Raw genomic sequence first — 26,937 nt, 5'->3', positions numbered from 1 at the left:
AATATTCAATGGGGGAGGTACAATGATTATCTATCTACACGGCTTCGACTCAACAAGCCCGGGCAATCACGAAAAAATACTGCAGTTGCAATTCATTGATGATGACGTTCGTTTCATCAACTACAGTACTTTGCATCCAAAACACGATATGCAGCATTTGCTAAAAGAAGTGCATAAAGTGATAGAGCAATCCGATGATCCACATCCAATCATTTGTGGTGTAGGTTTGGGTGGTTTTTGGTCTGAGCGTATTGGTTTCTTATGTGGGATTAAGCAGGTGGTGTTCAACCCTAATCTGCACCCTGAGAACAACATGGTAGGTCGAATTGATCGCCCAGAAGAGTATGAAGACATCGCGACTAAGTGTGTCGCTCAGTATCGTATGAAGAACAAAGGACGCTGTTTAGTGGTGCTTTCTCGTGAAGATGAAATTCACGACAATACGAAAACAGCTTCTGCTCTAGAAGATTACTACGAAGTTGTCTGGGACGAAAAAGAGAGTCATAAGTTCAAAAAGATCTCTCAACACTTACAGGCAATGAAGGCGTTTAAAAACGCTTAAGGATTACCGTCATTTTATAAAACAGCACTCAATTGAGTGCTGTTTTTTTATCCAAATTAGCAAGCGATGCCCGAAGGGTTCGAGCTGAGCACCCCGCAAAAAGCGTTTTACTCTTTGTTGAGGGAGATTTGCTTAGAATGACCAGGCTACTTCCCCCTTGCCGCGATTAAAACGCTTTTATATCGAACGAAATTTGACCGTGAAAAGGTCAATGTGCCCTAGTCATATAGATTTTATCGATGAGTTTGCGCAAACGTTAACTAATCAGTCACGAATCCTCATTGTGGGTAAGGATTTTTGTTGCGGTCATCTTTTTGCTATATAATGTTCTAAAGCAAAATATTTTGATAAATGTCAAAAAAAATTGAGAGTGAGTGATAAAACTTGCCCATAATTTGTGCTCTGCCTCTCAGGTAGACACCTTTTTCATCCTCGTGAGCAAAGTGACAAACCAATGTTTGTTGCTTGTAATCCCTCTAACTACTCAGTGAGCTGTTGTTACTTATTATCACAGTCATCAAATGAGCCGCAGCCTTTGGAATTGAGGCCGAGTAGATACATAGAATTTATCGGTTGGAGTAATCGAGCCGAACCCCATTTATTCATTTTGTAGAGGATTGTCATTGTGACAAAAATTATCGTAGTAGGCGGCGGTGCTGGTGGTTTAGAACTAGCAACTAAGCTAGGCCGCACTTTAGGTCGTAAGAAACGTGCCCAGATTACTCTGGTAGACCGTAAAGCAAGCCACCTATGGAAACCATTGCTTCATGAAGTAGCCACTGGCTCATTGGATGAAGGTGTTGACGCGCTAAGCTACCGCGCACACGCGAAAAACCATTGCTTTGATTTCCAAATGGGCAGCCTGAACGATATCGATCGTGAACGTAAAGTGATTGCGTTGAGCGAGTTGACTGATGAGCACGGTGAGTTACTGATGCCAAGCCGCGAACTTGAATACGACATTCTTGTGATGGCGTTAGGTTCAACGTCAAACGACTTCAATACCCCAGGTGTTCGTGACAACTGTATTTTCCTTGATAGCCCAGAGCAAGCACACCGTTTCCGTACAGAAATGAACAACCAGTTCTTAAAGCTGCACGCTAAGAATGGTCAAGGTACGGTAGACATTGCGATTGTTGGTGCGGGTGCTACTGGTGTTGAACTGTCTGCTGAGCTTCACAACGCTGTGAAAGAGCTTCGTACATACGGTTTTGGCGACCTAGATTCAAGCAAGCTGAACGTTAACCTTGTTGAAGCGGGTGAGCGTATTCTTCCAGCTCTACCTCCTCGTATTTCCAGCGCAGCACATTCTGAGCTAACTAAGCTTGGCGTCAACGTGCGTACAACGACAATGGTTACACAAGCTGACGCTGACGGTCTAACGACCAAAGATGGTGAGAAGATCCCAGCACAGATCATGGTATGGGCTGCTGGTATTAAAGCGCCAGATTTCATGAAAGACATCGGTGGTCTTGAGACGAACCGTATCAACCAGTTGGTTGTCAAAAACACGCTGCAAACTACGCTTGATGACAACATCTTTGCTATCGGTGATTTGGCGCAATGTACACAAGCGGATGGTTCGTTTGTTCCACCACGTGCGCAAGCGGCTCACCAAATGGCAAGCTGCGCATTTAGCAACATCATCGCTAAGCTGAACGGCCGTGACCTGAAAGACTACATCTACAAAGATAAAGGCTCACTGGTTTCACTAAGCCGTTTCTCTACAGTAGGTAGCTTGATGGGTAACCTGACTAAAGGTTCGATGATGGTTGAGGGACGTATTGCTCGTGTGGTTTACATCTCTTTGTACCGAATGCACCAGATGGCACTTCACGGCTTAATCAAAACATCACTGATGATGTTGGTGGGTCGTATTAACCGTGTCCTTCGTCCAAACCTAAAGCTTCACTAATCAGGTAAGCCTTCTAAGGTCATTACGCTGATAATAAAAAAGAGCTCTTCGGAGCTCTTTTTCGATCGTGTCGAGTACGTGTTATTTCGGATTGTTACTCTATTAAGCGATTAAGATAATGGAGGTAACACAGAATAAACCACGCCATCTTTCGGTTTACCGTTAAAGATAAAGCGATTCTTTGCAATGGCTTCACGTTCAGCGCCACATTTCTCGATCAGCTTTTGGCTGGGTAGGTTCTCTGTATCGCAGACAATCTCCAAACGCGTCAACTTGAGCATTGCGAAGCAAAATTCAAATAGGGCAAGCATTGCTTCTTTCGCTATCCCTTTTCTCTGAAATTGATCACCCACCCAATAACCTAAACTTGCCATATTAAAGGTGTGGTAAAGCTCATTTATGGCCACCATGCCGACTAACTTTTCGCTTTTTCGTTCGAAGATACCAAAGCCAAACGCATCGGCTTTAACCCAGTTTAAGCGAGTCGCAAGAATGAATCTCTCGGCCTCGACGGTCGAAAACTCGTCGTGGCACCAGTCGAGCCATGGCAATAAACTCGGGGAGGATTTAACCAGCTGCGAAAACTCTTGAGCGTCTGAGGCTTCAATGATTTTTAGGTTGAGGTGTTGAGTATTTATCTGAAAGTCAGGGCTCATAAGAAATACCGAATTACATGTAAGTACTGAACAAAGGATTCAGTGCAGAATAAAGATAGATAGCACTTAATAAAACGCCCTCACTAGGAGGGCGGATTGAATTACTTATATAATTATAGCCGAATCGGCAAGTAACTTACTGCGCCACGCGTCGAACTTGAATAACCATTCCAAGAAGTGGGTGGTCAAGGTAGTGAGTTTCTGTACTGCGCATACGACGTTTTTGGTCCATGCGGTAGCTCTTAAGAAACTCTTGGACTTCAACCGTCGGAGAAATCTCCGTTAGATTACCCACTTGCACGTTACTTTCTGCACCACTTACAGGTGAATCTAGCTCGATTTGTTGCTCTTGTAGTGTCACTTCACGAACGCTCGGCGCTTTCAAATCCAATGTCGTTTCAGCGTATAGATAGTGCTGAACGTAGATTTGCAGCTTGCCGTCTAACTCGTAAAGCGGCTTATCGATAGTCTCTTCTTGAAAACCATCAGTATTTACTGCTGTTACTACACCTTTCTCAGAACCGTCGGCATTAAACTGTTTAGAGAAGTCTTTACCGGCTTGAATGTGGAAAACCGGTGCCGAGCTTTTGCCTTGGTCGCCTTGACGCCAAGCGGTATGCATCAGAACTTCAAAGCCTGCGTGTTTGCGTAGCTTGTCTTTCTGAGGTGTTAACTTGTATTCCGAGTAAGGCAGCATCTGCACGCCTTTCTTCGCTCGGTATTGGGTATCTTGAAATGAACCTACGCGCTCAAGTGAAATCTGAGGCTGTGTGTTTGGCCAAGATTCATTCACTTTTTCTGCATCAACAGCACGCTTAAAAATGATCACTTCTATATCAAATTGTCTCTGCGCCAAACTTGGCAGTGAGACGAACAATAGTAGCAGTGGGATCAGTCTTTTCATTTTTACTCCGTCTTCCAGCCGAACTACCGGCTGGATAATTTATATGTGCAAGTGGATTGGGTCTTATGCGAAGGAAGCAAGTTCTGTCTGAATTCGCCCAATAAATCACTAACAAATTGAATTCGTTTCCGTCTGTCGACCAATGGTATCGTAAACTTGAACTTTGTTGGTCCTTCCATTGAAAACTTTTGCGGTTGAGATTGCAACAGTTTAACAAGGTAGGTCGGGTTTATGTCAGCATCCGGGTAGAATTCTAAGAATCCACCTTTATCATGAGCCTCAATTTTCTTCGCTTTGATAGACGCCGCGGCTAATTTTAGCTCTGAAACTGACAACAAGTTCTTGGTAGCATCCGGCAGAAGGCCGAAGCGATCAATCAGCTCGACTTTCAACTCTGCCAATTCGTCGGTGTCACTCACACTCGCAATACGCTTATAAGTAGACAAACGTGTATTGATGTCTGGGATGTAGTCATCAGGCAACAGTGCAGGCAGGCGCATCTCAATTTCAGTTTGTTCACGCAGTAGGTCATCAAGCGATGGCTCTCGCCCCTCTTTCAATGCTTCAACTGCTTGTTCAAGCATCTCCATGTACAAGGTGAAACCAACCGATTGGATTTGACCACTCTGTTCATCACCTAACAGCTCACCCGCGCCACGAATCTCTAAGTCATGGGTTGCTAGTGTAAAGCCTGCACCTAAGTCTTCAAGTGAAGCTATGGCATCTAATCGCTTAACCGCATCTTTGGTCATTGCTTTCGGGGGAGGTGTTAGCAAGTAGGCATAAGCTTGGTGGTGAGATCGACCCACACGCCCACGCAATTGGTGCAACTGTGCTAAACCAAGGTTATCGGCTCTGTCCATTAAGATGGTATTGGCTGTTGGTACGTCGATACCGGTTTCGATGATGGTTGTACACACTAGCAAGTTAAAACGCTGGTGGTAGAAATCATTCATGATGCGTTCTAGTTCGCGCTCTCGCATCTGGCCATGAGCCACGGTGACACGCGCTTCTGGAATCAGTTTCTGTAGTGACTCAGCCGTCTTTTCAATCGTGTCTACTTGGTTGTGTAAGAAGTAAACTTGACCACCACGCATGATTTCACGAAGTACCGCTTCTCTGACGATCGCGTCATCACTCTCACGGACAAAGGTCTTTATTGCTAAGCGTCGTGCTGGTGGTGTTGCGATGATTGACAAGTCACGCATGCCGCTCATTGCCATGTTCAATGTACGTGGAATTGGCGTCGCGGTGAGCGTTAGGATATCGACATCCGCACGCATTGCTTTCACTTTTTCTTTCTGACGCACACCAAAGCGGTGCTCTTCATCGACAACCAACAGGCCAAGGTCTTTAAACTGAAGGTCACTTGAAAGTAACTTGTGAGTACCCACTAAGATGTCGACCTTACCGTCGGCGACATCTTGCATGATCGATTTCTGTTCTTTGGCTGATTTGAATCGAGACAGAACCTCAACACGAATCGGCAAGTTGGCGAAACGGTCGCGGAAGTTTTCAAAGTGTTGCTGAGCAAGTAACGTTGTCGGTACTAACACGGCCACTTGTTTGCTGTTATCGGTACACACGAACGCGGCACGCATTGCGACTTCTGTTTTACCAAAACCAACATCACCACACACCAAGCGGTCCATGGCTTTTGCTTGGCACATATCAGACATTACCGCATTAATTGCCATCGCTTGGTCATCGGTTTCTTCAAACGGGAAGCCAGATTTGAAGGTTGCGTACTGACCACGATCGAGCACAAATTTGTAACCCGGCTTAAGCTCACGCTTGGCGTAAACATCGAGCAGTTCGGCTGCGACGTCACGGACTTTCTCTGCGGCGCGCTTACGAGCTTTCTGCCATGCTTCACCGCCAAGTTTGTGTAGCGGTGCAGAATCTTCAGCGCCACCAGAGTAGCGGCCAATTAAGTTCAAAGAGGCAACAGGCACGTATAACTTGGCATCGTTTTGATACTCAAGTGTTACGTATTCGGTTTTCATCCCACCCGCTTCAAGTGTTTGCAAGCCGATATAGCGGCCAATACCGTGGTCAATGTGAACAACGGGTTGGCCCGGTTTAAGTTCCGCAAGGTGACGGATTACGGTGTCGCTGTTTACGCTTTTTTTGTCTTTTTTACGACGCTGAATAACGCGATCACCCAATAGATCACTTTCACAGATAAGGGCGATGTTTTGCTCTTCGTGGATAAAGCCATGCTCAGCAGAACCTAGGATCAGGGTGAACTTATCTTTACCTTTAATTGCCGCGTCGAGGTTTTCAACTTCGCTTGGACGAACTTTGATGCCTCGAAGCAATTCACTCAGAGCTTCACGGCGGCCTTCAGACTCAACCGAAAAAACAACCTTGCCATCGAAGGCTTCAGTGAACTTTCTTAAGTTAGACAACGGTTCTTTATTCTGATGTTGAACGCTGAGATCAGGCAGAGGCATAACCGGAAGGTTTGTACGCCCAGCTTTTTCTTCAATCGTGTCTAAGCTTAGGTTGACCTGTGGCTTCTGTTTGAAGTGTGCGAACAGCTCGTCTTTCTTCAACCAAAGTTGCTCAGGTGTCAGCAGTGGTCGTAGTGGATCAACGCCACGTTGCTCGTATCGGTGAGAAACGTCCGTTAGGAACGAATCTACTGCAGTCTCGACATCACCTAGAATCAGGAGTTGCGCTTCATCGGCAACATAATCAAACAAGGTTTCGGTGTGCTCGAAGAACAGCGGTTGCCAATACTCAATACCAGCAGGCCACGTGCCTTTAGAAACCTGCATATAAACTGATTCTGGTTCACGGCGCGCATCAAACTGTTGGCGCCAACGAATACGGAAATCTTCAATCGCTGTTTCCGAGGTTGGGAATTCGTGAGCAGGCAGCAGTCGAATCTCAGAGATGTCTTCGATAGAGCGCTGGTTTTCAGGATCGAAAGTACGGATCGTGTCGATCTCGTCATCGAAGAAGTCGATACGATACGGGTCTTTGCTGCCCATTGGGAACAGGTCGAGAATAGAACCACGGCTAGCGTATTCACCCGGGCCAAACACTTGGTCAACATAGCGATAGCCCGACTTTTCGAGTTGCAGACGTAATTTCTCTAGTGAATAGAGATCGCCTGTTTTCACCATTAACGTGTGTTGTAGTAAGAAGTCGCGCGGTGACTGGCGTTGCAATAACGTGCTGATCGGAACGATCGTGATGCCATCTTTTAGCGTTGGCAGTGCGTAAAGGCGTGCTATACGATCTGAGATGATCTCTTGGTGCGGCGAGAAGCTATCGTATGGCAGCGTCTCCCAGTCAGGAAATAACGCAACTTCATGTGCCGTAAACTGTTCAATTTCAGATTGAAGCTTGAGTGCGATCTGAGGATCAGGCACTGCAAGTAAAGTATGGCTGTTATGCTGCTCCGCTAGTTTAGCGATAGTAAGCGCGAGAGATGAACCAACTAGGTTACCGATGTGCTTTTTGTCACCGGCACCTTTGAGCTTAGGTAGTGTGAAAATGGATTGTTTTGTCATGTCTATTTACTTGTTATCTCGTTCTAGAGAGCGTTGACGTAAGAGCTTTTGTTGTTGATGGAGCGCAGCCTTGATCAACAAGTCTTGGTCAGTATCACGAAGATGAGCATATTTGAATTTGATTTCGAAGCCTGAATCTTTAGGTTCGCTAGCGAAGACCTCCGCGTAGCAATAGATAGCGGCGGCAGGGTGCTCGATAAAGAGCTTGGCTTTAACTAAGCGACCCGCTTCGATATCTGTTTTGGAAAAACACGAGAACTGACTCGCGCCAAATGAATACGTGTGGGTCCGAAATTGTTCATCATCTTGTTGCGATAACATAAAGCTCAACAAGAGGTTTAATTTAGAGTTCTGTGCATCCAATAAACTGATGACATTCTTCAAGTCGCTGTTTTTCAGTTCGTTGCGAGCACTGTCAGCTAATAGATCCAATTGGCTAAATTCACTTGCCACTACAAAAGGGGCAGGGATCTCTGATTCGAACTGAATCTGAGAAGGTAAAGCGAAGTTACTGTCCATTGGCTCAATATTAGCGGTAAGGCTGTGGTGAACGGTAAAAAACTCTTGTTCTGTCATGCGTTAGTTCCTTGAAGTGATCTATTGATTATCGCTATGTGGCCGCAGTAATCAAGGTCAGTTAATTGAAAGTCTCAAATAGTTGTTTGAAAGTTAGCTATTTGACAAGGTTCTGTTTTTCAAGCCTAACTAATTGAGATAATTCACTCTATATTTTCAATTAACCCCTACACAGTAACGGCAATACCCGTTACATTAACCCGCATCTCCTTTAGATGGTTCAAAGTATGTTTCATCCTATTTCATTGTTTGTTGGCCTGCGTTATTTGAAAGGCCGTTCAGGTGATCGCTTTAGCCGTTTTGTTTCTTATATGTCGACAGCCGGAATTACCATTGGTGTGCTGTCTCTGGTTACTGTTTTGTCGGTAATGAATGGATTCGAAGCGCAGTTAAAAGACCGAATTCTTGGTGTCCTTCCTCAAGCCGTCGTTTACGAGCAAGGAGGCACAACGTCACTTTCTGCTCAAGCACCTAGCTTTGCGGAGCAAATGTCGCTCAATGGCCACGTAGAACCTATTGTTCGCAGTGAAGCGGTGATCCAAAGTCCTGCTCAGTTATCTGCGGGCTTGTTAATCGGTATTGAGCCAAATTCAGATGACCCTCTTCAGAATCATTTAATTGCTGGCAGACTGTCTTCACTCAAAGCTGGTCAGTATCAGCTTTTCCTTGGTCATACCTTGGCAAGAAACTTGAAAGTGTCTATGGGCGACAAAGTTCGCTTAATGGTCACCAGTGCCAGCCAATACACACCGTTAGGGCGCATACCTAGCCAACGAAATTTTACCGTAGCTGGCATTTTTAACACGGGTTCGGATATCGATGCTCAATTGATGGTGACAGATATCAACGATGCTGGGCGTTTGATGCGCTATAAATCAGACACCATTTCAGGCTGGCGACTGTTTTTTGATGACCCATTTGAAGTGGCAGAACTATCAAACCAACCGCTACCGGAAGGTTGGGTGTGGAGCGATTGGCGAGACCAACGTGGTGAGTTATTCCAAGCCGTTCGAATGGAAAAAAACATGATGGGTTTGATGCTTGGGCTGATCATTGGTGTTGCTGCGTTTAACATTATTTCTGCGCTTATTATGGTGGTGATGGAGAAACAGTCCGAAGTCGCCATCTTAAAAACCCAAGGTATGCGTGATGGTCAAGTCATGGGGATATTTATGGTTCAAGGTGCAAGTAGTGGTGTGATCGGCGCATTATCTGGTGGCATCCTGGGCGTGATTTTAGCTTCGAACCTCAATACTATTTTAGAGACGATGGGTGTTGCTCTGTTTTCATTTGGTGGACAGTTGCCAATATTGATTAATCCAATCCAAATTGCGGTTGTTGTGGTTCTGGCTATTGCACTTAGCTTGATTGCCACTGTATTCCCTTCTTATCGTGCATCGTCTGTAAAACCTGCTGAGGCCCTTCGTTATGAGTAATTTCCTTCAATGTAATGATATCCGTAAAACGTACCGTGAAGGCTCGTTAGATACTGAGGTTCTCAAGGGCGTCAGCTTCGAAATAGAAAAGGGTGAGCTAGTAGCAATCATTGGTACCTCCGGTTCAGGTAAAAGTACGCTATTGCATATTTTAGGGGCGTTGGATGATGCTTCTGATGGTAGTGTCAGCTTTCTCGGACAAGACTTAGCGTCTTTGAGTTCGAATAAGCAGGCTAAGCTTCGCAACCAGCATCTTGGCTTTGTTTATCAATTCCATCATCTTCTTTCTGATTTCTCAGCGTTAGAAAACGTAGCAATGCCGTTGTTGATAGGTGGAGAGAAGCCAGCGAAAGCTAAACAAGAAGCACAGTTGCTACTTGATAAAGTGGGGCTAAGTCATCGTGTTGACCACCGACCTTCAGAACTTTCAGGTGGTGAGAGGCAACGAGTGGCAATTGCTCGTGCATTGGTGAACAAGCCTGCGCTAGTGTTGGCGGATGAGCCGACTGGTAACCTAGACCACAACACAGCACTTTCTATTTACGACTTAATGCGCGAACTGAACCGTGAGTACGATACTGCCTTTTTGGTTGTGACTCACGATGGTGAACTTGCCGGTAAGATGGATCGCCAACTTCACATGCAAGATGGTTTACTGGTCAACGTAGAAAAAGAGGAGAGCTAAGTGTTTTCTTCTTTATCTCTATTGATAGGCGGCCGATTTAGCCGGGCGAAACAACGAGACAAAATGGTGTCGTTCATCTCCTTGTCTTCGACGATTGGTATCGCTGTTGGTGTCGCGGTGATCATTATCGGCTTATCTGCAATGAATGGTTTTGAGCGAGAGCTTCAATCACGAGTGCTTTCTGTCATTCCTCACGGTGAGTTTGAGGGCGTGAATAAACCAGTAACTCGCTGGGAGCATGTGATTGAGGAGTCGGTAAAGCACGATAAAGTCGTTGCTGCAGCCCCTTATGTGAAAATTACCGCGCTTGCCGAAAAAGGCAAAGAGTTGAAAGCAATTGAAGTTCGCGGTGTTGACCCACAACTTGAGCAACAAGTATCGAGCCTATCGAGTTTTATCGATAAGCAAGCTTGGAGCGATTTTAAGGCAGGGCAACAACAAATCATTTTGGGATCTGGCGTGGCCAATGTACTTGGCGCGAAAGTCGGTGATTACCTGACTCTGATGATCCCGACGGTGAATGGGTCGGTTAAGGTTCAAGCACCTAAACGTGTTCGAGTGAAAGTGGTTGGCTTACTGACGCTTAATGGCCAGATCGACCACAGCTTGGCGCTAATCCCGATTGGCGATGCTCAAGTTTATGCAAACCTAGGCGAGGCAGTAACCGGAGTTTCTTTAAAAGTGACCGATGTTCTGAACGCGAACTCTATTGTGCGTGAGGTGGGTAACCAGCTTGATGTGTATGTGTATCTACGAAGCTGGCAACAGAAGTTTGGTTTCCTGTATCGAGATATCCAGTTGGTTCGCACCATCATGTACCTAGTGATGGTACTGGTTATTGGCGTGGCTTGTTTCAATATTGTCTCGACGCTAATGATGGCAGTAAAAGACAGAGCATCAGAGATCGCGATTTTAAGAACCATGGGCGCATCGGACGGCCTTGTGAAACGCATTTTCGTTTGGCAGGGCGTATTCTCAGGCGTGTTAGGTAGTTTGGTGGGCAGTGCAATAGGTGTGTTAGTCGCGCTTAATCTCACGACACTTATCAAAGGGCTTGAAAAGTTGGTCGATCACCAGTTCTTGTCCGGTGATATCTACTTTGTCGACTTCTTGCCTTCGCAACTCGATATGACGGATGTTGTTGTAGTTTCTGGTACTGCTATTGTATTGAGCCTATTGGCGACATGGTACCCAGCATCACGAGCAGCCAAGTTAAACCCTGCCTCGGTGCTTAGCTCGAAGTAATGCGCTTAGTAATACTTCATGTAGCATGATAGACAAATGGCATACACAAAAAAGGATCCCTGATGGGATCCTTTTTTTTGAATTCAATCTGCATTCTTTACGACTGTGGTTACATCCCAATATTGCAGAGTTCTGCGGTTCATCTGACTTTAACTTGTGTGCGGTTTAAGTGAAGCGCATACAAGGATAGATTGAACGACAAGGAAAAGTTGTCAGTACCTTGCTTGACGCTTCTTCCAACTTCTTACTACTGAGTAACGCCATAACCCGCGAATACCAAAGTAGCCAATCATTGCTGAAACCACGCCACAAATCAGGCAACCCAGTAAGAAAGGAGGCCCGATTGTATTCATTTGCGCCAAGATGAAGTCCCAAGACAATTCGAAATGGAAGGCTTGAGGTGGTACATGCATAACAAACGCCCCGACTTTATAAGCAAAGTAGAAGAGAACGGGCATAGTGACCGGGTTACTGATCCAAACAAGTGCGACAGCCAAAGGGAGGTTAACGCCACATGCGACAGCAAGGCCTGCAGACATAATCATTTGGCTTGGTAGAGGGACAAACGCCATGAATAACCCAACAGCGAATGCGCCAGCCGCAGAGCGACGATTAAGACACCATAAGTTGGGGTTGTACAAAACATTGCCAAAAACTTTCAATGCTTTCTGACGCTTGATTAGCTCATGGTCAGGCATAAATCGTTTGATAAACTTTCTTGGCATAGGAGGAAGCTACTCTCTTGTTTAACACTTGGTTCTTGATTTCATTTGCTGCGACAGTTGTGTCTGCCAGCTTCTGGCCTGTGATGCCTCATTGGGTTTGGGCACCATTGATGCTGTTGTTACTACTAGCATCAACAAAGTATAGCGTTTTCCGGAGTGCAAGAGGTCTAGCAACAGCATTGATACTAGTTATCTGCCTAGGGAATGTAATTGAAATACAAACGAGTCGCTTATTTCAATCAGGGCAGAATACTACCATAAATGCTTCGGTTGTTAGCCTTTTTAGTGAAAATAGCCACGGTTTTGAAAGCGTAATAGTAGCTAGATCAATTGGCGGCGAAAAATTAATCTTTCCTCAATTGATAAAATTACGTTTGTTTACTCCTTTTAAGTTAACACTCGGAGATGATGTCAATTTATCTGTGTATATAAAGCCTGTATGGGGCAAACTCAATGAAGCAGGCTTTGATTTAGAAAAGTATCTGTTTAGCGCAGGTGTGGTTGCCAATGCAATTTACAGATCTAATACAAAGTATCGCATTCATACCAATAGCAACTTACGGTCCTATTGGTTTGAAAACAGTCTTGAAAGGTTAAGTCAACTGGCAAATCAAGACCTCATTATGGCTTTGAGTTTTGGTTATCGAGACCTTATTCACTCTCAGCGTTGGGACTTACTTAAAAGCAGTGGTTTGATTCACTTGATGGCTATTTCGGGGCTGCATATTGGGATTGCCTTTGCTATCGGCTATCAAGTAGGAAAGGTATTCAGGTTACTATCATCTTCACTTCTTTGGTTGCCCACAATATTCGGAGTCGGCTTAGCCTATTTCTACAGTTGGTTTGCTGGGTTCACGCTGCCCACCTTGAGAGCTTTGGTGATGTGTATTATCGCCAGCTATTTCTTGTGGCGTGGGCAAAATATCAGTTTGTTTCGGTATGTCGCCTTAAGTCTGTGCGTGGTTCTGCTAATTTGGCCATTTTCAGCATTATCGAGTAGCTTCTGGTTGTCTTTTGGTGCGTTAGGTGCCGTTCTTTACATTGCGTTAAATAGTCAGTCATCCGATTCAAACTCAACATTTATCGACCGAGCACTGCAGCTCTTCAAGATTCAGTTAATGCTGACATTCCTGATTGCTCCCTTTTCGATGCTGTTCTTTAATGGGGTCAGCTTAGTCTCTGTTTTCTACAACTTGCTCCTTTTACCTTGGGTGTCGATGGTGGTTATTCCACTATTGTTCCTGGCAATGTTCTTTAGCTTAATATTGGCGCCAGTATCAGGTGGCGTTGGCTTAACTACATTCAACAATGGTTTGTCTGAACAATTATGGATGTTGGTCGACTTATCGCTTGAGCCTCTCGTATTTAGTCTTCCTTTCTCTGAACGATTTTGGTTTCAAGTGGATAATCACACGATTGAGTTGTCTGTATTCCTCATCTTGTTTTTCGGTTTTGTCAGTCGATATTTCAAGCGAGCACTATCTATATTGATTATTACCGTGTTTGTACTGTGGTGGGAGTTCGGCAAGCCTCAACAAGACAAACTAATTATCGATATCTTGGATGTTGGTCACGGGTTGTCTTTGCTCTTAGAAAAGAACAATCAGATTGTTGTTTACGATCTTGGTAACGCATGGCCAGGAGGTTCCATTGTCGAATCCTTACTTATTCCTACTTTGAATCAGAGGGGAATTCATGAGTTGGAGGGTGTAATAGTGAGTCATTTCGATTCTGACCACGCTGGTGGCTATCCGTCGTTACTTGAAAATTACAACCCTAAGTGGGTAAGAGCCAGTCAGAATATCAGTCAACAAGGACAATCTACGATTCAAGAATCGTCAAATATTCAAGCATGTATTTTAGGAGAAGTATGGACTTGGCAAGGGGTTGCTTTTGAGGTCTTGTGGCCTCCCAAACAAGTGAAGAGGGCGTATAACCCACATTCGTGCGTGGTCAGGCTTTTTGACCCCGATCTAGAGTTCTCGATGTTACTTACTGGTGATATTGAATTGGTCAGTGAGTGGTTACTTGCACGCGAAGGCGAACGGCTTCGAAGTGACGTAATGCTTGTTCCTCATCATGGTAGCAATACGTCTTCGATCGCCAGTTTTATTGAGGCCGTTTCACCTCAGTTAGCGATCGCTTCTTTGGCCAAAGGCAATCAATGGGGGATGCCGAGTGAATCCGTTATTGAACGTTATCACGACGCAGGGAGTGCTTGGCTTGATACTGGAGAAAGCGGCCAAATAACCATCAGTATTGGTCAAGAAGGTTGGCAATATCATGAGATTAGAGAACAACAAGGCAGACAGTGGTATAGGCAGATGCTTCGTAAGGGAGTAGAATAGGAAGATTATTGTGAGAAAATTAAGCGATTCTATGTCAACACAAACAGATGAAACTACCTGGGTCACATTTAAAAGACTTTGGACTTATATTCGACTATATAAGGCCGGCCTTGGTGTTGCGGTTATTGCGCTTATTATAAATGCTGTCACTGATACCTACATGATTTCCTTACTAAAGCCGTTACTTGATGAAGGCTTTGGTAATGCAGAATCTGACTTTTTACGTACGCTCCCTCTCATTATCTTTGTCATGATGTTCGTTCGTGGCATCAGTGGCTTTGTTTCAACTTATTGTTTGAGCTGGGTTTCAGGCAATGTGGTCATGGAAATTCGACGTAAAATATTCAGCCATTTTATGCATATGCCAGTTTCTTTTTTTGATAAAGAACAGACTGGTGCGCTGCTATCTCGAATTACTTACGATTCAGAGCAAGTCTCTGCGGCAACCAGTAAAGCATTAGTCAGTATTGTCCGTGAAGGTGCAAGTATTATTGGCCTGTTGACGCTGATGTTCTGGAATAGTTGGCAGTTGTCTTTGGTGTTGTTCGCTGTCGCCCCTCTTGTCGCGTGGGCAATCAGTATCGTATCGAAGCGATTCAGAAAGATCTCTAAGAACATGCAAACCAGTATGGGTCACGTCGCCTCTTCTGCAGAACAAATGCTGAAAGGACATAAAGTCGTTCTAACGTATGGCGGACAAGATCTAGAAAAACACCGCTTTGACCAAGTTAGTAACCAAATGCGCCAACAAAGCATGAAGCTAATCACTGCTCAAGCGGCCGCTAACCCAATTATTCAGATGATTGCATCACTTGCAATCGTAGTTGTTCTATTTCTTGCTAGTGTTGATTCAATTAAAGCAGAGCTTACTCCTGGTACGTTCACTGTTGTGTTCTCGGCGATGTTTGGTTTACTACGCCCACTAAAAGCTCTGACTAATGTAACGTCTGAATTCCAACGTGGTATGGCAGCGAGTACGACCCTATTTGGTTTGATGGATCTAGATACGGAACAAAATAAAGGTACGTTGAAGCCTGAAACCGTAGCGGGTGAAGTCGAAGTAAAAGATGTAACATTTACCTACCAAGGTGCAGAGAAAGCAGCGCTTGATAAGGTCAGTTTTAATATACCGAAAGGCAAGACAGTCGCACTTGTCGGCCGTTCAGGTTCGGGTAAGAGTACCATTGCGAACCTGTTTACTCGTTTTTATGACGTAGACTCTGGCTCTATTGAGCTTGATGGTCACGACATTCGTGATTATGAATTAAGAAATCTACGTGAGCACTTCGCTCTTGTTTCCCAGAATGTGCACCTATTTAACGATACGGTTGCGAACAACATCGCTTACGCAGCTGAAGAACAGTATTCACGTGAACAGATCGAACACGCGGCTAAACTTGCGCATGCAAGTGAGTTTATCGAAAGCATGGAAAATGGCATCGATACGGTTGTTGGCGAAAATGGCGCGAGCCTTTCTGGCGGTCAAAGACAGCGTATCGCGATTGCACGTGCTCTATTGAGAGATGCACCTGTTCTGATCCTTGATGAGGCGACATCTGCATTGGATACCGAGTCAGAAAGAGCGATTCAATCTGCATTAGAAGAGCTGCAGAAAGACAAAACGGTACTTGTTATCGCACACCGACTTTCTACTATCGAGCAAGCTGATGAGATTCTTGTGGTTGATGATGGGCATATTGTAGAAAGAGGTGCACATGCCGAGCTCATCGCCCTTGATGGCGCTTATGCACAACTACACCGAATTCAGTTCAGCGGATAAGATTAGGTCTTGTTGTGATCGAAAAAATTTGGTTTAACAATCACCCATTAAAATACTTTCTCTGGCCACTATTGTGGCCATTGAGTCTGCTGTTCAAAATGATCAGCGGTCAACGTCGTGATGCTTATCTATCGGGGAAAAAAGAGACCTATCGCCCGCCTTTACCCGTGATTGTTGTTGGTAATATTACCGCTGGCGGCAATGGCAAAACACCGGTTGTGATTTGGTTGGTAGAGATGCTTCAGGCTCACGGCTTTAAGCCAGGTGTTGTTTCTCGAGGTTATGGGGCGAAAGCACCAAACTATCCGTTAGTGTTGGATGAAAACACGCCAGCAGAGCACTCTGGTGATGAGCCTCGTTTGATTCGTAAGCGAACTGGTGCGCCTGTAGCGGTTGACCCTGTGCGCGCAAACGCAGTAAAGGCTTTGCTGAGCGAAGGGGTTAATGTCATCATCACTGACGACGGCCTTCAGCATTATGCACTTGAACGCGATATTGAATTTGCTGTTATCGACGGTGCGAGACGCTTTGGTAGTGAGTGCCTAATTCCTTTGGGCCCATTAAGAGAGCCTATATCTCGTTTAGATGACGTAGACTTTTTGGTTAATAATGGCGGTAAAGCGCGCGGGCGAGAGTTCTCGATGTCTTTGCTTCCAAGCCAAGCGGTTAACCTGAAGACGGGTCAGAAAAGGTCTGTGGCAGAATTACAGAAGCTGGTGGCTTTCGCTGGTATCGGTCACCCGCCACGCTTTTTCAAAACATTGGAAAACCTTGATGGTGACGTGGTTTTCACACAGGGCTTCGCCGACCATCAAGATTTTGATAAAGATGAACTTCATGCCTTAGCTAAGAAAGGTATGAATCTGATTATGACAGAAAAAGACGCTGTAAAATGCGAAGAATATGCTCAAGATAACTGGTGGTATCTTCCAGTTTCTGCGCAGTTTGATGAAGATTCGCAACAGCAAATTTTAAAAAGAATAAAAGAGGTTATGGAATACTATGGATCACCGTCTACTTGAGATTGTTGCTTGCCCTGTATGTAAAGGTAAACTAACTTTTGACAAGGATAAGCAAGAACTTGTTTGTAAAATTGATCGCCTTGCTTACCCAATTAAAGAGGGTATTCCTGTTCTTTTAGAACCTGAAGCTCGCACCGTTTCAATGGATGAGGGTAAGTAATGTCTTATACGGTTGTTATACCTGCGAGATACCAATCGAGCCGTTTACCAGGGAAGCCACTGGCTGACATTGGTGGAAAGCCGATGATTCAATGGGTATACGAACAGTCAATGAAGGCGGGTGCCGATAACGTTATTATCGCTACCGACGACGCTCGAGTTGAAAAAGCGGCCAAAGCATTTGGCGCGACCGTTTGTATGACATCACCGAATCATGAATCAGGCACTGAGCGTCTAGCTGAAGTGATTGAAGTTATGAAGATTCCAGATGATCATATTATCGTGAATGTTCAAGGTGATGAGCCACTTATCCCACCTGCGATCATTAATCAGGTCGCGAACAACCTTGCGAACAGTACAGCTCCGATGGCAACACTCGGTGTGGAAATTACTCATGCTGACGAAGTGTTTAATCCTAACGCCGTAAAAGTTGTGACCGACAAAGATGGGTATGCCCTGTACTTTAGCCGAGCTACTATTCCTTGGGATCGCGATGCTTACGCGAACAATGGTACAGCTGCTGAATCTCCACTGCTTCGTCACATTGGCATTTACGCTTACCGTGCGGGTTTTATTAATACCTATATCAATTGGGAACCAAGTACCCTTGAGCGTATTGAGTGCCTAGAGCAGCTACGTGTACTTTGGTACGGTGAAAAAATCCATGTAGACGTTGCGGCAGAAGCACCTGCAGCTGGTGTTGATACGCCAGAAGACCTAGAAGCGGTTCGAGCTATTATTGGCTAAGCGTCTTTTAGCGACTACTTCTTTGCTCTACAAAAATGCAAAATCATGAGCCTTGCTTATCGCGAGGCTTTTTTATGCCTAAAGAGAAGCGGATGACAGCCTTATTTATCTAAGTTAACGGATATTGAGTTGGTTGCATTGGTTTCTGTAGCATCACCCCGGAATTATCTGAGATTTACCTCGCTCGACTTGCAAATTTTCTCTATAATATGCCGCCTATAAAGTAGTGGCGAATCGCTAGTACAGAATAAAACTTACGACAAAACGTGGAGTAAAAGATGCCTTCTCAAAGCCCAGTGATTACGGTTGATGGACCAAGTGGTGCAGGTAAAGGTACCCTGTGTATGTTACTAGCAGATAAGCTAGGCTTTCATCTTCTAGACTCAGGCGCGATCTATCGCGTATTGGCTTTAGCGGCAATTCACCATGGCGTGGATACTGAATCAGAAGATGCTTTAGTACCGCTTGCAACTCACTTAGATGTTCAGTTTATCGCTGAAGGTGAGCTAGTGAAGGTTATCTTAGAAGGCGAAGATGTGTCTGGTGAACTTCGTAAAGAAGAGACGGGCATGGCGGCTTCAAAAGTCGCTGCTTTACCTCGCGTTCGTGAAGCACTGTTACGTCGTCAACGTGCTTTTAGCGCAGCTCCTGGTTTAGTTGCAGACGGTCGTGACATGGGAACGGTTGTGTTTCCTGAAGCGGAAGCGAAAATATTTTTAGATGCAAGTGCTGAAGAGCGCGCGAGTCGCCGCCTTAAACAGTTGCAACAGAAGGGGTTAGATGTTAAATTTGACGACCTTTTGAGCGAGATCCAAGAGCGAGACGATCGAGATCGTAATCGCCCAGTGGCGCCACTTCGCCCTGCAGAGGATGCTCTAGTGCTTGATTCCACCTCAATGAATATTGAGCAGGTAGTCGAAAAAGCACTACACTATATTGAATCGAAACTGGCTGGGTAATTTCGCCGAGCTAGTACGAACGTTGGTCGCAAGGATGATGACCGGCGAATTTATCAACCCCATGCGGTAGGATACCCATGGACGTTTAATTATTGAAGATTAAATAATGACTGAATCTTTTGCTCAACTCTTTGAAGAGTTTCTATCTGAAACTGAATTCCAACAAGGCAGCATCGTTAAAGGTACTGTAGTAGCTATCGAGAACGGTTACGTTCTTGTAGACGCTGGTCTTAAGTCTGAATCTGCTATCCCTGCTGAACAATTCAAGAACGCTGCTGGCGAACTTGAAGTTGAAGTTGGTGCTGAAGTAGACGTAGCTCTAGACGCTGTTGAAGATGGTTTCGGTGAAACTCAACTTTCTCGTGAGAAAGCTAAGCGTCACGAAGCTTGGATCGTACTTGAGAAAGCTTGTGAAGAAGCTGAAACTGTTGTTGGTATCATCAACGGTAAAGTTAAAGGCGGTTTCACTGTTGAACTTAACGGTATCCGTGCTTTCCTTCCAGGTTCTCTAGTAGACGTACGTCCTATCCGTGACACTGCTCACCTAGAAAACAAAGAGCTAGAGTTCAAAGTAATCAAGCTAGACCAGAAGCGTAACAACGTTGTTGTTTCTCGTCGTGCTGTTATCGAATCTGAAAACAGTGTTGAGCGTGACGAACTTCTTGAAACTCTACAAGAAGGTACTGAAGTTAAAGGTATCGTTAAGAACCTTACTGACTACGGTGCATTCGTTGATCTTGGCGGTGTTGACGGTCTTCTACATATCACAGATATGGCTTGGAAGCGCGTTAAGCACCCATCAGAGATCGTTAACGTTGGTGACGAAATCCTAGTTAAAGTTCTTAAGTTCGATCGTGAGCGCACTCGTGTTTCACTAGGTCTTAAGCAACTAGGCGAAGATCCATGGGTAGCAATCGCTAAGCGTTACCCAGAAGGTCACAAGCTTTCTGGTCGTGTTACAAACCTAACTGACTACGGCTGCTTCGTTGAAATCGAAGAAGGCGTTGAAGGTCTAGTACACGTTTCTGAAATGGATTGGACTAACAAGAACATCCACCCTTCTAAAGTTGTTAATGTTGGCGACGAAGTTGAGGTTATGGTTCTTGATATCGACGAAGAACGTCGTCGTATCTCTCTAGGTCTGAAACAGTGTAAAGCTAACCCATGGCAGTCATTTGCAGAAATGCAAGCTAAGGGCGACAAAGTTACTGGTAAGATCAAGTCTATCACTGACTTTGGTATCTTCATCGGTCTAGAAGGCGGTATCGACGGTCTTGTACACCTATCTGACATTTCTTGGAACGCTGCCGGCGAAGAAGCTGTACGTGAATACAAGAAAGGCGACGAAATCTCTGCTGTTGTTCTAGCAGTAGATGCAGAGCGTGAGCGTATTTCTCTTGGCGTTAAGCAAATGGAAAACGACCCGTTCAACGCATACGTTGCTGACAACAAGAAAGGTGTTCTTGTAAACGGTACTGTAACTGCAGTTGACGCTAAAGGCGCTACTATCGAGCTAATCGAAGGCGTTGAAGGCTACCTACGTGCTTCTGAAGTTTCTCGTGACCGTATCGAAGATGCATCTCTAATCCTAAGCGTTGGCGACAGCGTTGAAGCGAAGTTCACTGGTGTAGACCGTAAGAACCGCGTAATCAACCTATCTATCAAAGCTAAAGATGAAGCTGATGAGCAAGAAGCAATGGCTTCACTGAACAAGTCTGATGAAGGCGCGTTCGGTAACGCAATGGCAGACGCATTCAAAGCTGCTAAAGGCGAATAATAGCTTCTCATTAAGAGAATTATAGCTATCTAGCCAAGAAAGGAGCCGTAAGGCTCCTTTTTTTTTGCTTATTTTTCCTATAGGTCTATAATTTCTAAAAAGAAAACCAACGAGGGTAACTATGACTAAGTCTGAATTGATTGAAAGACTGTGCGCTGAGCAAACGCATCTTTCTGCAAAAGAAATTGAAGACGCTGTAAAAGACATTTTAGAGCACATGGCTTCAACACTAGAAAGTGGTGATCGAATCGAAATTCGCGGCTTTGGCAGCTTTTCTCTGCATTACCGTGAACCTCGTGTTGGACGTAATCCTAAAACTGGTGACAAGGTTGAGTTGGAAGGTAAATACGTTCCTCACTTCAAACCAGGTAAAGAGCTACGCGAACGAGTAAACTCAGGGTTGTAGGCTACTTATCGGAATTAAGAAAAGCGGCATACTATAATGTATGCCGCTTTTTTATGACCATAATATGGTGGTCTGATTAGTAATTTTCCTGCATAATCGTACAGCTAACTAATCAATGAGTGATGAACTATGAAAATTATAAAAATAGTCGCTGTTATCGCCCTTTTCCTAATGGCACTGGCTTTAGGCTCTCAAAACCAAACAATCGTGAATTTCAATTATTTGCTAGCGCAAGGCGGCTTCCACCTGTCAAGCTTGCTAGGTGTTGTATTCGTTTCAGGTTTTGCTCTTGCTTGGTTAGTCTTTGGAAATATGCACATGCGATCTCAACTAAAAATTCATCGCTTGAAGAAGCAACTCAATAAGCAATCAAAGCAGGTCGCTGCTGAAACTAAAGCTTAAAGGCCATATTTGATGTTAGAGTTACTGTTCTTACTTTTACCCATCGCAGCCGCTTATGGTTGGTATATGGGTAATCGTAATGCTCAGCAAGAAAAACAAAAGCAATCACACCAGATCTCCCGCCAATACGTGACGGGTTTGAACCTATTACTGTCAGACCAATCTGACAAAGCGGTTGATCACTTCATTGAGTTACTTCAAGTAGACAATGAAACCATCGATACTCACTTGGCTTTGGGCAACTTGTTCCGCTCAAGAGGCGAAGTCGACCGCGCTATTCGTATTCACCAAAATCTTATCTCTCGGTCTGGGCTTACCCTCGATCAAAAAAACCTCGCATTGCAACAATTAGCTAAAGACTATACGGTCTCAGGCTTTCTTGATCGCGCAGAGAAAATTTTTGAACAGCTTGTAGAAGAGCCTGATCATAAAGAAGGCGCTTTACAGCAGTTGGTTGCCATTTATCAGCAAACGCGTGAGTGGAATAAAGCGATTCATTACGGGAATATCTTAGTTAAGCTGAGCAAGAAGAAAATGAAGACGCGTGCGATGGTTGCACACTTCTGGTGTGAGCTTGCGATGCAAGAACAAGCCGACGGCAACCGCCCTAAAGCGCTTCAGCACTTCAAGAAGGCCCTTTCAGAAGACCCTAAATGTGTTCGAGCCAGTATTGCTTTAGGAAAATTCCATTTAGCCAATGAAGATTATCACAAGACAATTACTTATTTAGAGTCAGTTCTCGAGCAAGATATCGACTTCATTAGTGAAGTCCTGCCAACGCTTGCTGAGTGTTACCACAAACTTGGACAAGAAGCGCAGTTGGTCGAGTTCCTTAAAGCGTGTATTCAGAAGAAAGCCGGTGTTTCCGCTGAGTTGATGCTGGCTCAACTCGTTGCCGACCATGAAGATGTTGGCTCTGCTCAAGAGCTACTGACAAAGCAGCTTGTTAAAAATCCAACCATGAAAGGTTTTTATCGATTAATTGATTATCACCTAGAGGAAGCGGAAGAAGGTAGAGCTAAAGACAGCTTAACAACGCTTCAATCTATGGTTGGTGAACAACTCAAGGTTAAGCCTCATTACCGATGCCGTCAGTGTGGTTTCTCAACTCACTCAATGTATTGGCACTGCCCTTCATGTAAGGGGTGGGGAACGATCAAGCCTATTCGTGGGCTTGATGGTGAATAGATTTGTGGTCATTTTAAGACCAAATTATTAATTGCAGCTTTCGGGCTGCATTTTTATGACTGTTATTTATGGCCTGATTGGTATAAATATTTTGTAGAAAGTTAACTGCGTTAGGAGATGAAATGAACGACCAAAAAATCATTGTAGCATTGGATTATGATAACCAAGCGGATGCGTTAGCCTTTGTCGATCGTATTGACCCAGCATCTTGCCGCCTAAAAGTTGGCAAAGAGATGTTTACTCTGTTTGGCCCTGAATTTGTTCGTGAATTACATAAACGTGGTTTCTCTGTGTTTTTGGACCTTAAGTTCCACGATATCCCGAACACATGTTCAAAAGCGGTACGTGCTGCCGCTGAGATGGGCGTGTGGATGGTGAACGTGCACGCGAGTGGTGGCGAGCGTATGATGACTGCTTCTCGTGAAATTTTGGAACCATATGGTAAAGATCGTCCATTGTTAATTGGTGTGACGGTACTAACCAGTATGGAGCAATCTGACCTAGCGGGTATCGGTCTGGATCTAGAGCCACAGCAACAAGTGATGCGCTTAGCGTCTTTGACTAAAAACTCAGGCCTAGACGGTGTTGTATGTTCTGCACAAGAGGCTTCTTTGCTCAAAGGTGCACTTGGTCAGGAGTTCAAGCTAGTTACTCCAGGTATTCGTCCTGTAGGCGCTGATGTTGGTGACCAGAAGCGTATAATGACGCCTTCTAAGGCGATTCAAGCCGGCTCAGACTACTTAGTTATCGGTCGTCCAATTACTCAAGCAGCGGACCCTGCAGCAGTACTTGCTGAAATCAACGGCACGCTAGCTTAAGCTTATCATTAAGTCGTAATTCCAATAAAGAAGGCCAGCAATTTGCTGGCCTTCTTATAGGTGTACTAAATACAGAATTGGTCTGGAGTAGACTTGTTCTGAACAGCTTAAACCGGAGCGCCACTATGAAACTTAAAGTCGCTGTCTTCTGAAGTGATAAGTTCTGCTTCAACTTGCGCAAAATGAGCAATACGCTCAGAGATATCTTTCCCTGCGATTTGTTCCGCGAGTTCAAGATAGTCTTGATAGTGACGAGCTTCTGAACGAAGTAGAGATACGTAAAACTTTTCCATGTCTTCTTCTAAGAAAGGAGCCAGTTTAGCAAAGCGTTCACAAGAGCGAGCTTCAATAAATGCACCAATAATAAGCTTATCAACCAGAGCATCAGGCTCGTAAGTTTTAACTTGCTTGATTAAACCCTTAGCGTAGCGGCCCGCCTCGATCGGTTGATAAGTCACGCCTTTTTTTACCATCAATTCCATCACTTGGTAGAAGTGATGCAACTCTTCTTTGATCAGTAATACCATTTTATCGATCAAGTCAGCACCGTAATTACAGCCTTCTTTCGCTGTAATTTGCTTTGATACATTACTTTTACCACGTAGAGACTCCAAGTCTCCAATACGACGGTAAGCAAATTGCTCGTAGGGCAAAATCCACTCATTCAGTTGCTTCGCGCTTTCTTTATCTACCGCATCTTTACGGATAAGGAACAAAGCACTTTGAGCTGCTTTAAGTTCACAAAGCATGTGATCGCGTAGAATGATATGAAGGTTTTCAGGCTTCTTGGCTTCATCTATCCATGAATCTGGCGTTTCAGCTTTAAGAAAAGAGTGTATAGGGGCTAATAATTCTTGATACATGGTAAGGGCAAGTTTGTTGATAATGCGGGATTTTATCACAGCTTAAGAGATCCCCCTATACGGAGAAAGGAAATTCCACAGGTACAAAAAAGGCCGCTAATTTAAATAGAGCGGCCTTTAAGTGTTGAGTTAGAGCGTTACCATTTTTTCTTCTGACCGAATAGAGCATCCATGTCATCTTCACGCTCTTTCGATTCCATCTGCTGTAAATCTTCTGCGTTTTTATTTAGGCGCTTCTGATCAAGATCGTCAAGCATCTGTTGTAGCTTGTCTTTCGCTTGATTGGAGTATGCGTCGTTTTTCGTGGCTAATGCATCGATGCCTTTGCGCAACAGTTGAATCGCTGTGCCAGGCTGTCCACGAGATATCGAGTCATTTGCACGTTTGATAACATTCTCGATGTTGATGCGAATTTGGATTGTTTCTAAGCGAGCGTTTTCAACCACAAAAGCTTGAGTATTAAAACGTCCTTTATTGTGCTCGTTACGAACCGTGTCACGCAAGCGTTTAACTAGCTTAAGCATCATGATTGCTTGTTTGTCACTACTAGGCATGCGAAAAGCGGTGCTTTCGCCCCCTTGGTGGTTCTCTTTAAGCTGCGTGATTTGTTGCTTTACGCTTTCGATGCGTTGGGCAAGCTGCTTATTTTTAGGATCGAGTTCATACATATTAACTAATGCATCAAGAATTCGATTGTTTAAGCATATAAGAAGATCTTGGCTAAACGGCATGTGGTGAGCATTGCCAATTAACTCTTCTGTTCCATCTATAATGGTTAGATAACGAGAAGCTTCCTGTTTCTTCGTTGTTTCTACCTTAACTTTGTATTGAAGCATGATGTTGTAGCCTAAAACCAACACCAAAAGCACGGCTACCAAGGCGATTATTAAACCAATATTCATATATTTGTGTCTGCTTATTGTTTTCTATAGCTAACTAGAGAGGATACACGATTCCATTGTGTATAGGCACTTGTAAATTACAATTTTTGATTATCTCTTGTTGAGCGCAATCGGCAATCAAAATTTACTAACTAATGTGTGAGAATGAGGAGTGGCTTACAAAGCGTCAGTGATATTTTTATTTGTTACGCTTTAAAAGCTCGATATTTCTGTCATTTTAGTTCTCGAAGCGTTATAACTATTAATTATATTACACGAGACTATAACGCTCTATTTGCAAATAAGTTAGCGCAGAAATGAGTAAAGGATTACGAGGTTAGATATGAAGTTACAGCAACTGAAGTACATTGTTGAGGTTCTAAACCATAACCTAAATGTTTCAGCGACAGCAGAGAGTTTGTACACATCTCAGCCCGGCATAAGTAAACAGGTTAGATTACTTGAAGACGAGCTAGGCATTCAAATATTTGAGCGTAGCGGTAAGCATTTAACTCAGGTTACACAAGCCGGTGAGGATATTATTCGTATCTCTCAAGAGATTTTGGCTCGTGTTGAGAGTATTAAAGCGGTTGCGGGTGAGCACACTCATCCTGAGATGGGCACCTTGAATATTTCAACCACTCATACTCAAGCTCGTTATGCACTCCCTGATGTGATTAAAGGTTTCACGGCGCGTTATCCAAAAGTGTCGCTTCACATGCATCAAGGCACGCCAAGCCAGATGTCAGAAGCGGTAGCTAAGGGTACAGCGAACTTTGCGATTGCAACGGAAGCGCTACACCTTTATCAAGATGCAATTATGCTGCCTTGTTATCATTGGAACCGTTCGATCGTGGTAACGAAAGATCACCCTCTTGCACAGAAACGAAATATCTCGATTGAAGATCTTGCCGCTTATTCTCTCGTGACTTATGTATTTGGTTTTACTGGCCGTTCCGAGCTGGATACAGCATTTAACAAAGTAGGCTTAACACCGCGTGTTGTGTTTACCGCGACGGATGCTGATGTGATTAAAACTTATGTTCGGATGGGAATCGGGGTGGGTGTAATTGCAAGCATGGCGATTGACCACGAGCAAGATACAGACTTGGTTGCTATTGACGCGAGCCACTTGTTTGGTGCGAGTACCACAAGTATTGGCTTTAGAAAGGGTACTTTCTTACGTTCTTACATGTTCGATTTCATGGAGCGTTTTGCACCGCACTTAACTCGCCCAGTAGTTGAGCAAGCTATTTCTTTGAAATCGAATGAAGAGATCGAAGAGATGTTTAAAGACATCGACTTACCCGTTCGCTAAGGGTCATAGTCTTACCTAGATTCTCAATTCGGCCTGTTTAC

General features: G+C 44.4%; 24 protein-coding genes. 17 read left to right on the top strand and 7 right to left on the bottom strand.

Translation table 11 applies throughout. The features are described from left to right. Nucleotides 1-22 precede the first annotated feature (22 nt). Both ycfP and ACED60_RS08605 read left to right on the top strand, forming a co-directional pair. Nucleotides 23-562, top strand: coding sequence for an alpha/beta hydrolase YcfP (ycfP, locus tag ACED60_RS08610; protein ID WP_012604408.1), 540 nt, complete (start codon nt 23-25; stop codon nt 560-562). Nucleotides 563-1,187: 625 nt separating this feature from the next. Next, a complete protein-coding gene (locus ACED60_RS08605; protein WP_017096883.1) occupies nt 1,188-2,477 on the top strand; it encodes an NAD(P)/FAD-dependent oxidoreductase in 1,290 nt (429 codons plus the stop codon). Nucleotides 2,478-2,587: 110 nt separating this feature from the next. On the opposite strand, the gene ACED60_RS08600 is transcribed toward ACED60_RS08605, so the two are convergent. The 4 genes from ACED60_RS08600 to ACED60_RS08585 all read right to left on the bottom strand — a co-directional run bounded on the left by ACED60_RS08600 (nt 2,588) and on the right by ACED60_RS08585 (nt 8,137). Continuing rightward, nucleotides 2,588-3,133 (bottom strand): GNAT family N-acetyltransferase, encoded by a 546-nt coding sequence (locus ACED60_RS08600; protein WP_012604406.1) that lies wholly within the window; start codon nt 3,131-3,133, stop codon nt 2,588-2,590. A gap of 136 nt (nt 3,134-3,269) precedes the next feature. Next, the gene (locus ACED60_RS08595; RefSeq protein WP_012604405.1) at nt 3,270-4,037 is read right to left on the bottom strand and encodes a peptidoglycan binding protein CsiV; all 768 of its coding nucleotides are present in this window, start codon (nt 4,035-4,037) and stop codon (nt 3,270-3,272) included. Nucleotides 4,038-4,060: 23 nt separating this feature from the next. After that, nucleotides 4,061-7,561: a transcription-repair coupling factor gene (mfd, locus tag ACED60_RS08590; RefSeq protein WP_371727320.1), complete on the bottom strand. Its 3,501-nt coding sequence runs from the start codon at nt 7,559-7,561 to the stop codon at nt 4,061-4,063. A 6-nt stretch (nt 7,562-7,567) separates the two neighbouring features. Beyond that, nucleotides 7,568-8,137, bottom strand: a complete 570-nt coding sequence (locus tag ACED60_RS08585; RefSeq protein ID WP_009847150.1) for a hypothetical protein — start codon at nt 8,135-8,137, stop codon at nt 7,568-7,570. Nucleotides 8,138-8,364: 227 nt separating this feature from the next. On the opposite strand from ACED60_RS08585, the gene lolC reads away from it, so the two are divergent. Genes lolC through lolE form a run of 3 tightly spaced genes read left to right on the top strand, consistent with a single transcriptional unit; the run spans nt 8,365 to nt 11,503 of the window. Continuing rightward, a complete protein-coding gene (gene lolC / locus ACED60_RS08580; protein ID WP_371727319.1) occupies nt 8,365-9,573 on the top strand; it encodes a lipoprotein-releasing ABC transporter permease subunit LolC in 1,209 nt (402 codons plus the stop codon). Further along, the gene (gene lolD / locus ACED60_RS08575; RefSeq protein WP_009847148.1) at nt 9,566-10,258 is read left to right on the top strand and encodes a lipoprotein-releasing ABC transporter ATP-binding protein LolD; all 693 of its coding nucleotides are present in this window, start codon (nt 9,566-9,568) and stop codon (nt 10,256-10,258) included. The genes lolC and lolD overlap by 8 nt, the downstream gene beginning before the upstream one ends. Then, entirely contained in the window at nt 10,259-11,503 is a 1,245-nt protein-coding gene (gene lolE, locus ACED60_RS08570; RefSeq protein ID WP_122046376.1) for a lipoprotein-releasing ABC transporter permease subunit LolE, read from the top strand. 212 nt (nt 11,504-11,715) lie between these two features. Here lolE and ACED60_RS08565 read toward each other — a convergent pair whose 3' ends face one another. Then, nucleotides 11,716-12,228, bottom strand: a complete 513-nt coding sequence (locus ACED60_RS08565; RefSeq protein ID WP_009847146.1) for a DUF2062 domain-containing protein — start codon at nt 12,226-12,228, stop codon at nt 11,716-11,718. Nucleotides 12,229-12,443: 215 nt separating this feature from the next. On the opposite strand from ACED60_RS08565, the gene ACED60_RS08560 reads away from it, so the two are divergent. The 11 genes from ACED60_RS08560 to pyrF all read left to right on the top strand — a co-directional run bounded on the left by ACED60_RS08560 (nt 12,444) and on the right by pyrF (nt 23,834). Then, nucleotides 12,444-14,576 (top strand): DNA internalization-related competence protein ComEC/Rec2, encoded by a 2,133-nt coding sequence (locus tag ACED60_RS08560; protein ID WP_371727346.1) that lies wholly within the window; start codon nt 12,444-12,446, stop codon nt 14,574-14,576. A gap of 31 nt (nt 14,577-14,607) precedes the next feature. After that, entirely contained in the window at nt 14,608-16,356 is a 1,749-nt protein-coding gene (msbA, locus tag ACED60_RS08555; RefSeq protein WP_029223805.1) for a lipid A ABC transporter ATP-binding protein/permease MsbA, read from the top strand. A gap of 14 nt (nt 16,357-16,370) precedes the next feature. Beyond that, nucleotides 16,371-17,378, top strand: coding sequence for a tetraacyldisaccharide 4'-kinase (gene lpxK, locus ACED60_RS08550; protein WP_371727318.1), 1,008 nt, complete (start codon nt 16,371-16,373; stop codon nt 17,376-17,378). Further along, nucleotides 17,359-17,538, top strand: a complete 180-nt coding sequence (locus ACED60_RS08545; RefSeq protein WP_004736429.1) for a Trm112 family protein — start codon at nt 17,359-17,361, stop codon at nt 17,536-17,538. The genes lpxK and ACED60_RS08545 overlap by 20 nt, the downstream gene beginning before the upstream one ends. After that, on the top strand, nt 17,538-18,284 hold the full coding sequence (kdsB, locus tag ACED60_RS08540; protein WP_009847141.1) for a 3-deoxy-manno-octulosonate cytidylyltransferase: 747 nt from the start codon (nt 17,538-17,540) through the stop codon (nt 18,282-18,284). Before ACED60_RS08545 ends, kdsB begins: the two co-directional genes overlap by 1 nt. A 278-nt stretch (nt 18,285-18,562) precedes the next feature. Continuing rightward, the gene (gene cmk, locus ACED60_RS08535) at nt 18,563-19,243 is read left to right on the top strand and encodes a (d)CMP kinase (protein ID WP_017104105.1); all 681 of its coding nucleotides are present in this window, start codon (nt 18,563-18,565) and stop codon (nt 19,241-19,243) included. A gap of 106 nt (nt 19,244-19,349) precedes the next feature. Beyond that, a complete protein-coding gene (rpsA, locus tag ACED60_RS08530) occupies nt 19,350-21,020 on the top strand; it encodes a 30S ribosomal protein S1 (protein WP_012604398.1) in 1,671 nt (556 codons plus the stop codon). A gap of 121 nt (nt 21,021-21,141) precedes the next feature. Then, nucleotides 21,142-21,426 (top strand): integration host factor subunit beta, encoded by a 285-nt coding sequence (gene ihfB, locus ACED60_RS08525; RefSeq protein ID WP_010439923.1) that lies wholly within the window; start codon nt 21,142-21,144, stop codon nt 21,424-21,426. 129 nt (nt 21,427-21,555) lie between these two features. Then, the gene (locus tag ACED60_RS08520; RefSeq protein ID WP_371727317.1) at nt 21,556-21,828 is read left to right on the top strand and encodes a LapA family protein; all 273 of its coding nucleotides are present in this window, start codon (nt 21,556-21,558) and stop codon (nt 21,826-21,828) included. Between the two features lie 12 nt (nt 21,829-21,840). Further along, a complete protein-coding gene (lapB, locus tag ACED60_RS08515) occupies nt 21,841-23,016 on the top strand; it encodes a lipopolysaccharide assembly protein LapB (RefSeq protein WP_122046370.1) in 1,176 nt (391 codons plus the stop codon). A gap of 122 nt (nt 23,017-23,138) precedes the next feature. Then, a complete protein-coding gene (gene pyrF / locus ACED60_RS08510) occupies nt 23,139-23,834 on the top strand; it encodes an orotidine-5'-phosphate decarboxylase (RefSeq protein ID WP_017089172.1) in 696 nt (231 codons plus the stop codon). Nucleotides 23,835-23,941: 107 nt separating this feature from the next. Here the strand turns inward: pyrF and ACED60_RS08505 are convergent, their stop codons facing one another. Next, nucleotides 23,942-24,736 (bottom strand): tRNA-(ms[2]io[6]A)-hydroxylase, encoded by a 795-nt coding sequence (locus tag ACED60_RS08505; RefSeq protein ID WP_371727316.1) that lies wholly within the window; start codon nt 24,734-24,736, stop codon nt 23,942-23,944. A 98-nt stretch (nt 24,737-24,834) separates the two neighbouring features. Then, a complete protein-coding gene (locus ACED60_RS08500) occupies nt 24,835-25,599 on the bottom strand; it encodes a hypothetical protein (RefSeq protein ID WP_009848859.1) in 765 nt (254 codons plus the stop codon). A 322-nt stretch (nt 25,600-25,921) separates the two neighbouring features. Between ACED60_RS08500 and cysB the strand changes: the two genes are divergently transcribed. Further along, nucleotides 25,922-26,896: an HTH-type transcriptional regulator CysB gene (gene cysB / locus ACED60_RS08495; RefSeq protein ID WP_009848858.1), complete on the top strand. Its 975-nt coding sequence runs from the start codon at nt 25,922-25,924 to the stop codon at nt 26,894-26,896. Nucleotides 26,897-26,937 lie beyond the last annotated feature (41 nt).

The organism is Vibrio sp. 1F279 (assembly GCF_041439815.1).
GTDB classification, from domain to species: Bacteria; Pseudomonadota; Gammaproteobacteria; order Enterobacterales; family Vibrionaceae; genus Vibrio; species Vibrio tasmaniensis_A.
The sequence above is the reverse complement of the archived record's forward strand: the minus strand, read 5'-3'. Positions and strand labels throughout refer to the sequence as shown.

Bases quoted from the DNA above. Each gene is read 5' to 3' on its own strand.
- ACED60_RS08595 (WP_012604405.1), bottom strand. From the start codon at position 4,037: ATGAAAAGACTGATCCCACTGCTACTATTGTTCGTCTCACTGCCAAGT.
- msbA (WP_029223805.1), top strand. From the start codon at position 14,608: ATGTCAACACAAACAGATGAAACTACCTGGGTCACATTTAAAAGACTT.
- cysB (WP_009848858.1), top strand. From the start codon at position 25,922: ATGAAGTTACAGCAACTGAAGTACATTGTTGAGGTTCTAAACCATAAC.
- kdsB (WP_009847141.1), top strand. From the start codon at position 17,538: ATGTCTTATACGGTTGTTATACCTGCGAGATACCAATCGAGCCGTTTA.
- cmk (WP_017104105.1), top strand. From the start codon at position 18,563: ATGCCTTCTCAAAGCCCAGTGATTACGGTTGATGGACCAAGTGGTGCA.
- ycfP (WP_012604408.1), top strand. From the start codon at position 23: ATGATTATCTATCTACACGGCTTCGACTCAACAAGCCCGGGCAATCAC.
- ACED60_RS08600 (WP_012604406.1), bottom strand. From the start codon at position 3,133: ATGAGCCCTGACTTTCAGATAAATACTCAACACCTCAACCTAAAAATC.
- ACED60_RS08500 (WP_009848859.1), bottom strand. From the start codon at position 25,599: ATGAATATTGGTTTAATAATCGCCTTGGTAGCCGTGCTTTTGGTGTTG.
- ACED60_RS08585 (WP_009847150.1), bottom strand. From the start codon at position 8,137: ATGACAGAACAAGAGTTTTTTACCGTTCACCACAGCCTTACCGCTAAT.
- ihfB (WP_010439923.1), top strand. From the start codon at position 21,142: ATGACTAAGTCTGAATTGATTGAAAGACTGTGCGCTGAGCAAACGCAT.
- lapB (WP_122046370.1), top strand. From the start codon at position 21,841: ATGTTAGAGTTACTGTTCTTACTTTTACCCATCGCAGCCGCTTATGGT.
- rpsA (WP_012604398.1), top strand. From the start codon at position 19,350: ATGACTGAATCTTTTGCTCAACTCTTTGAAGAGTTTCTATCTGAAACT.
- mfd (WP_371727320.1), bottom strand. From the start codon at position 7,561: ATGACAAAACAATCCATTTTCACACTACCTAAGCTCAAAGGTGCCGGT.
- ACED60_RS08545 (WP_004736429.1), top strand. From the start codon at position 17,359: ATGGATCACCGTCTACTTGAGATTGTTGCTTGCCCTGTATGTAAAGGT.
- pyrF (WP_017089172.1), top strand. From the start codon at position 23,139: ATGAACGACCAAAAAATCATTGTAGCATTGGATTATGATAACCAAGCG.
- ACED60_RS08520 (WP_371727317.1), top strand. From the start codon at position 21,556: ATGAAAATTATAAAAATAGTCGCTGTTATCGCCCTTTTCCTAATGGCA.
- lolD (WP_009847148.1), top strand. From the start codon at position 9,566: ATGAGTAATTTCCTTCAATGTAATGATATCCGTAAAACGTACCGTGAA.
- lolC (WP_371727319.1), top strand. From the start codon at position 8,365: ATGTTTCATCCTATTTCATTGTTTGTTGGCCTGCGTTATTTGAAAGGC.
- ACED60_RS08565 (WP_009847146.1), bottom strand. From the start codon at position 12,228: ATGCCAAGAAAGTTTATCAAACGATTTATGCCTGACCATGAGCTAATC.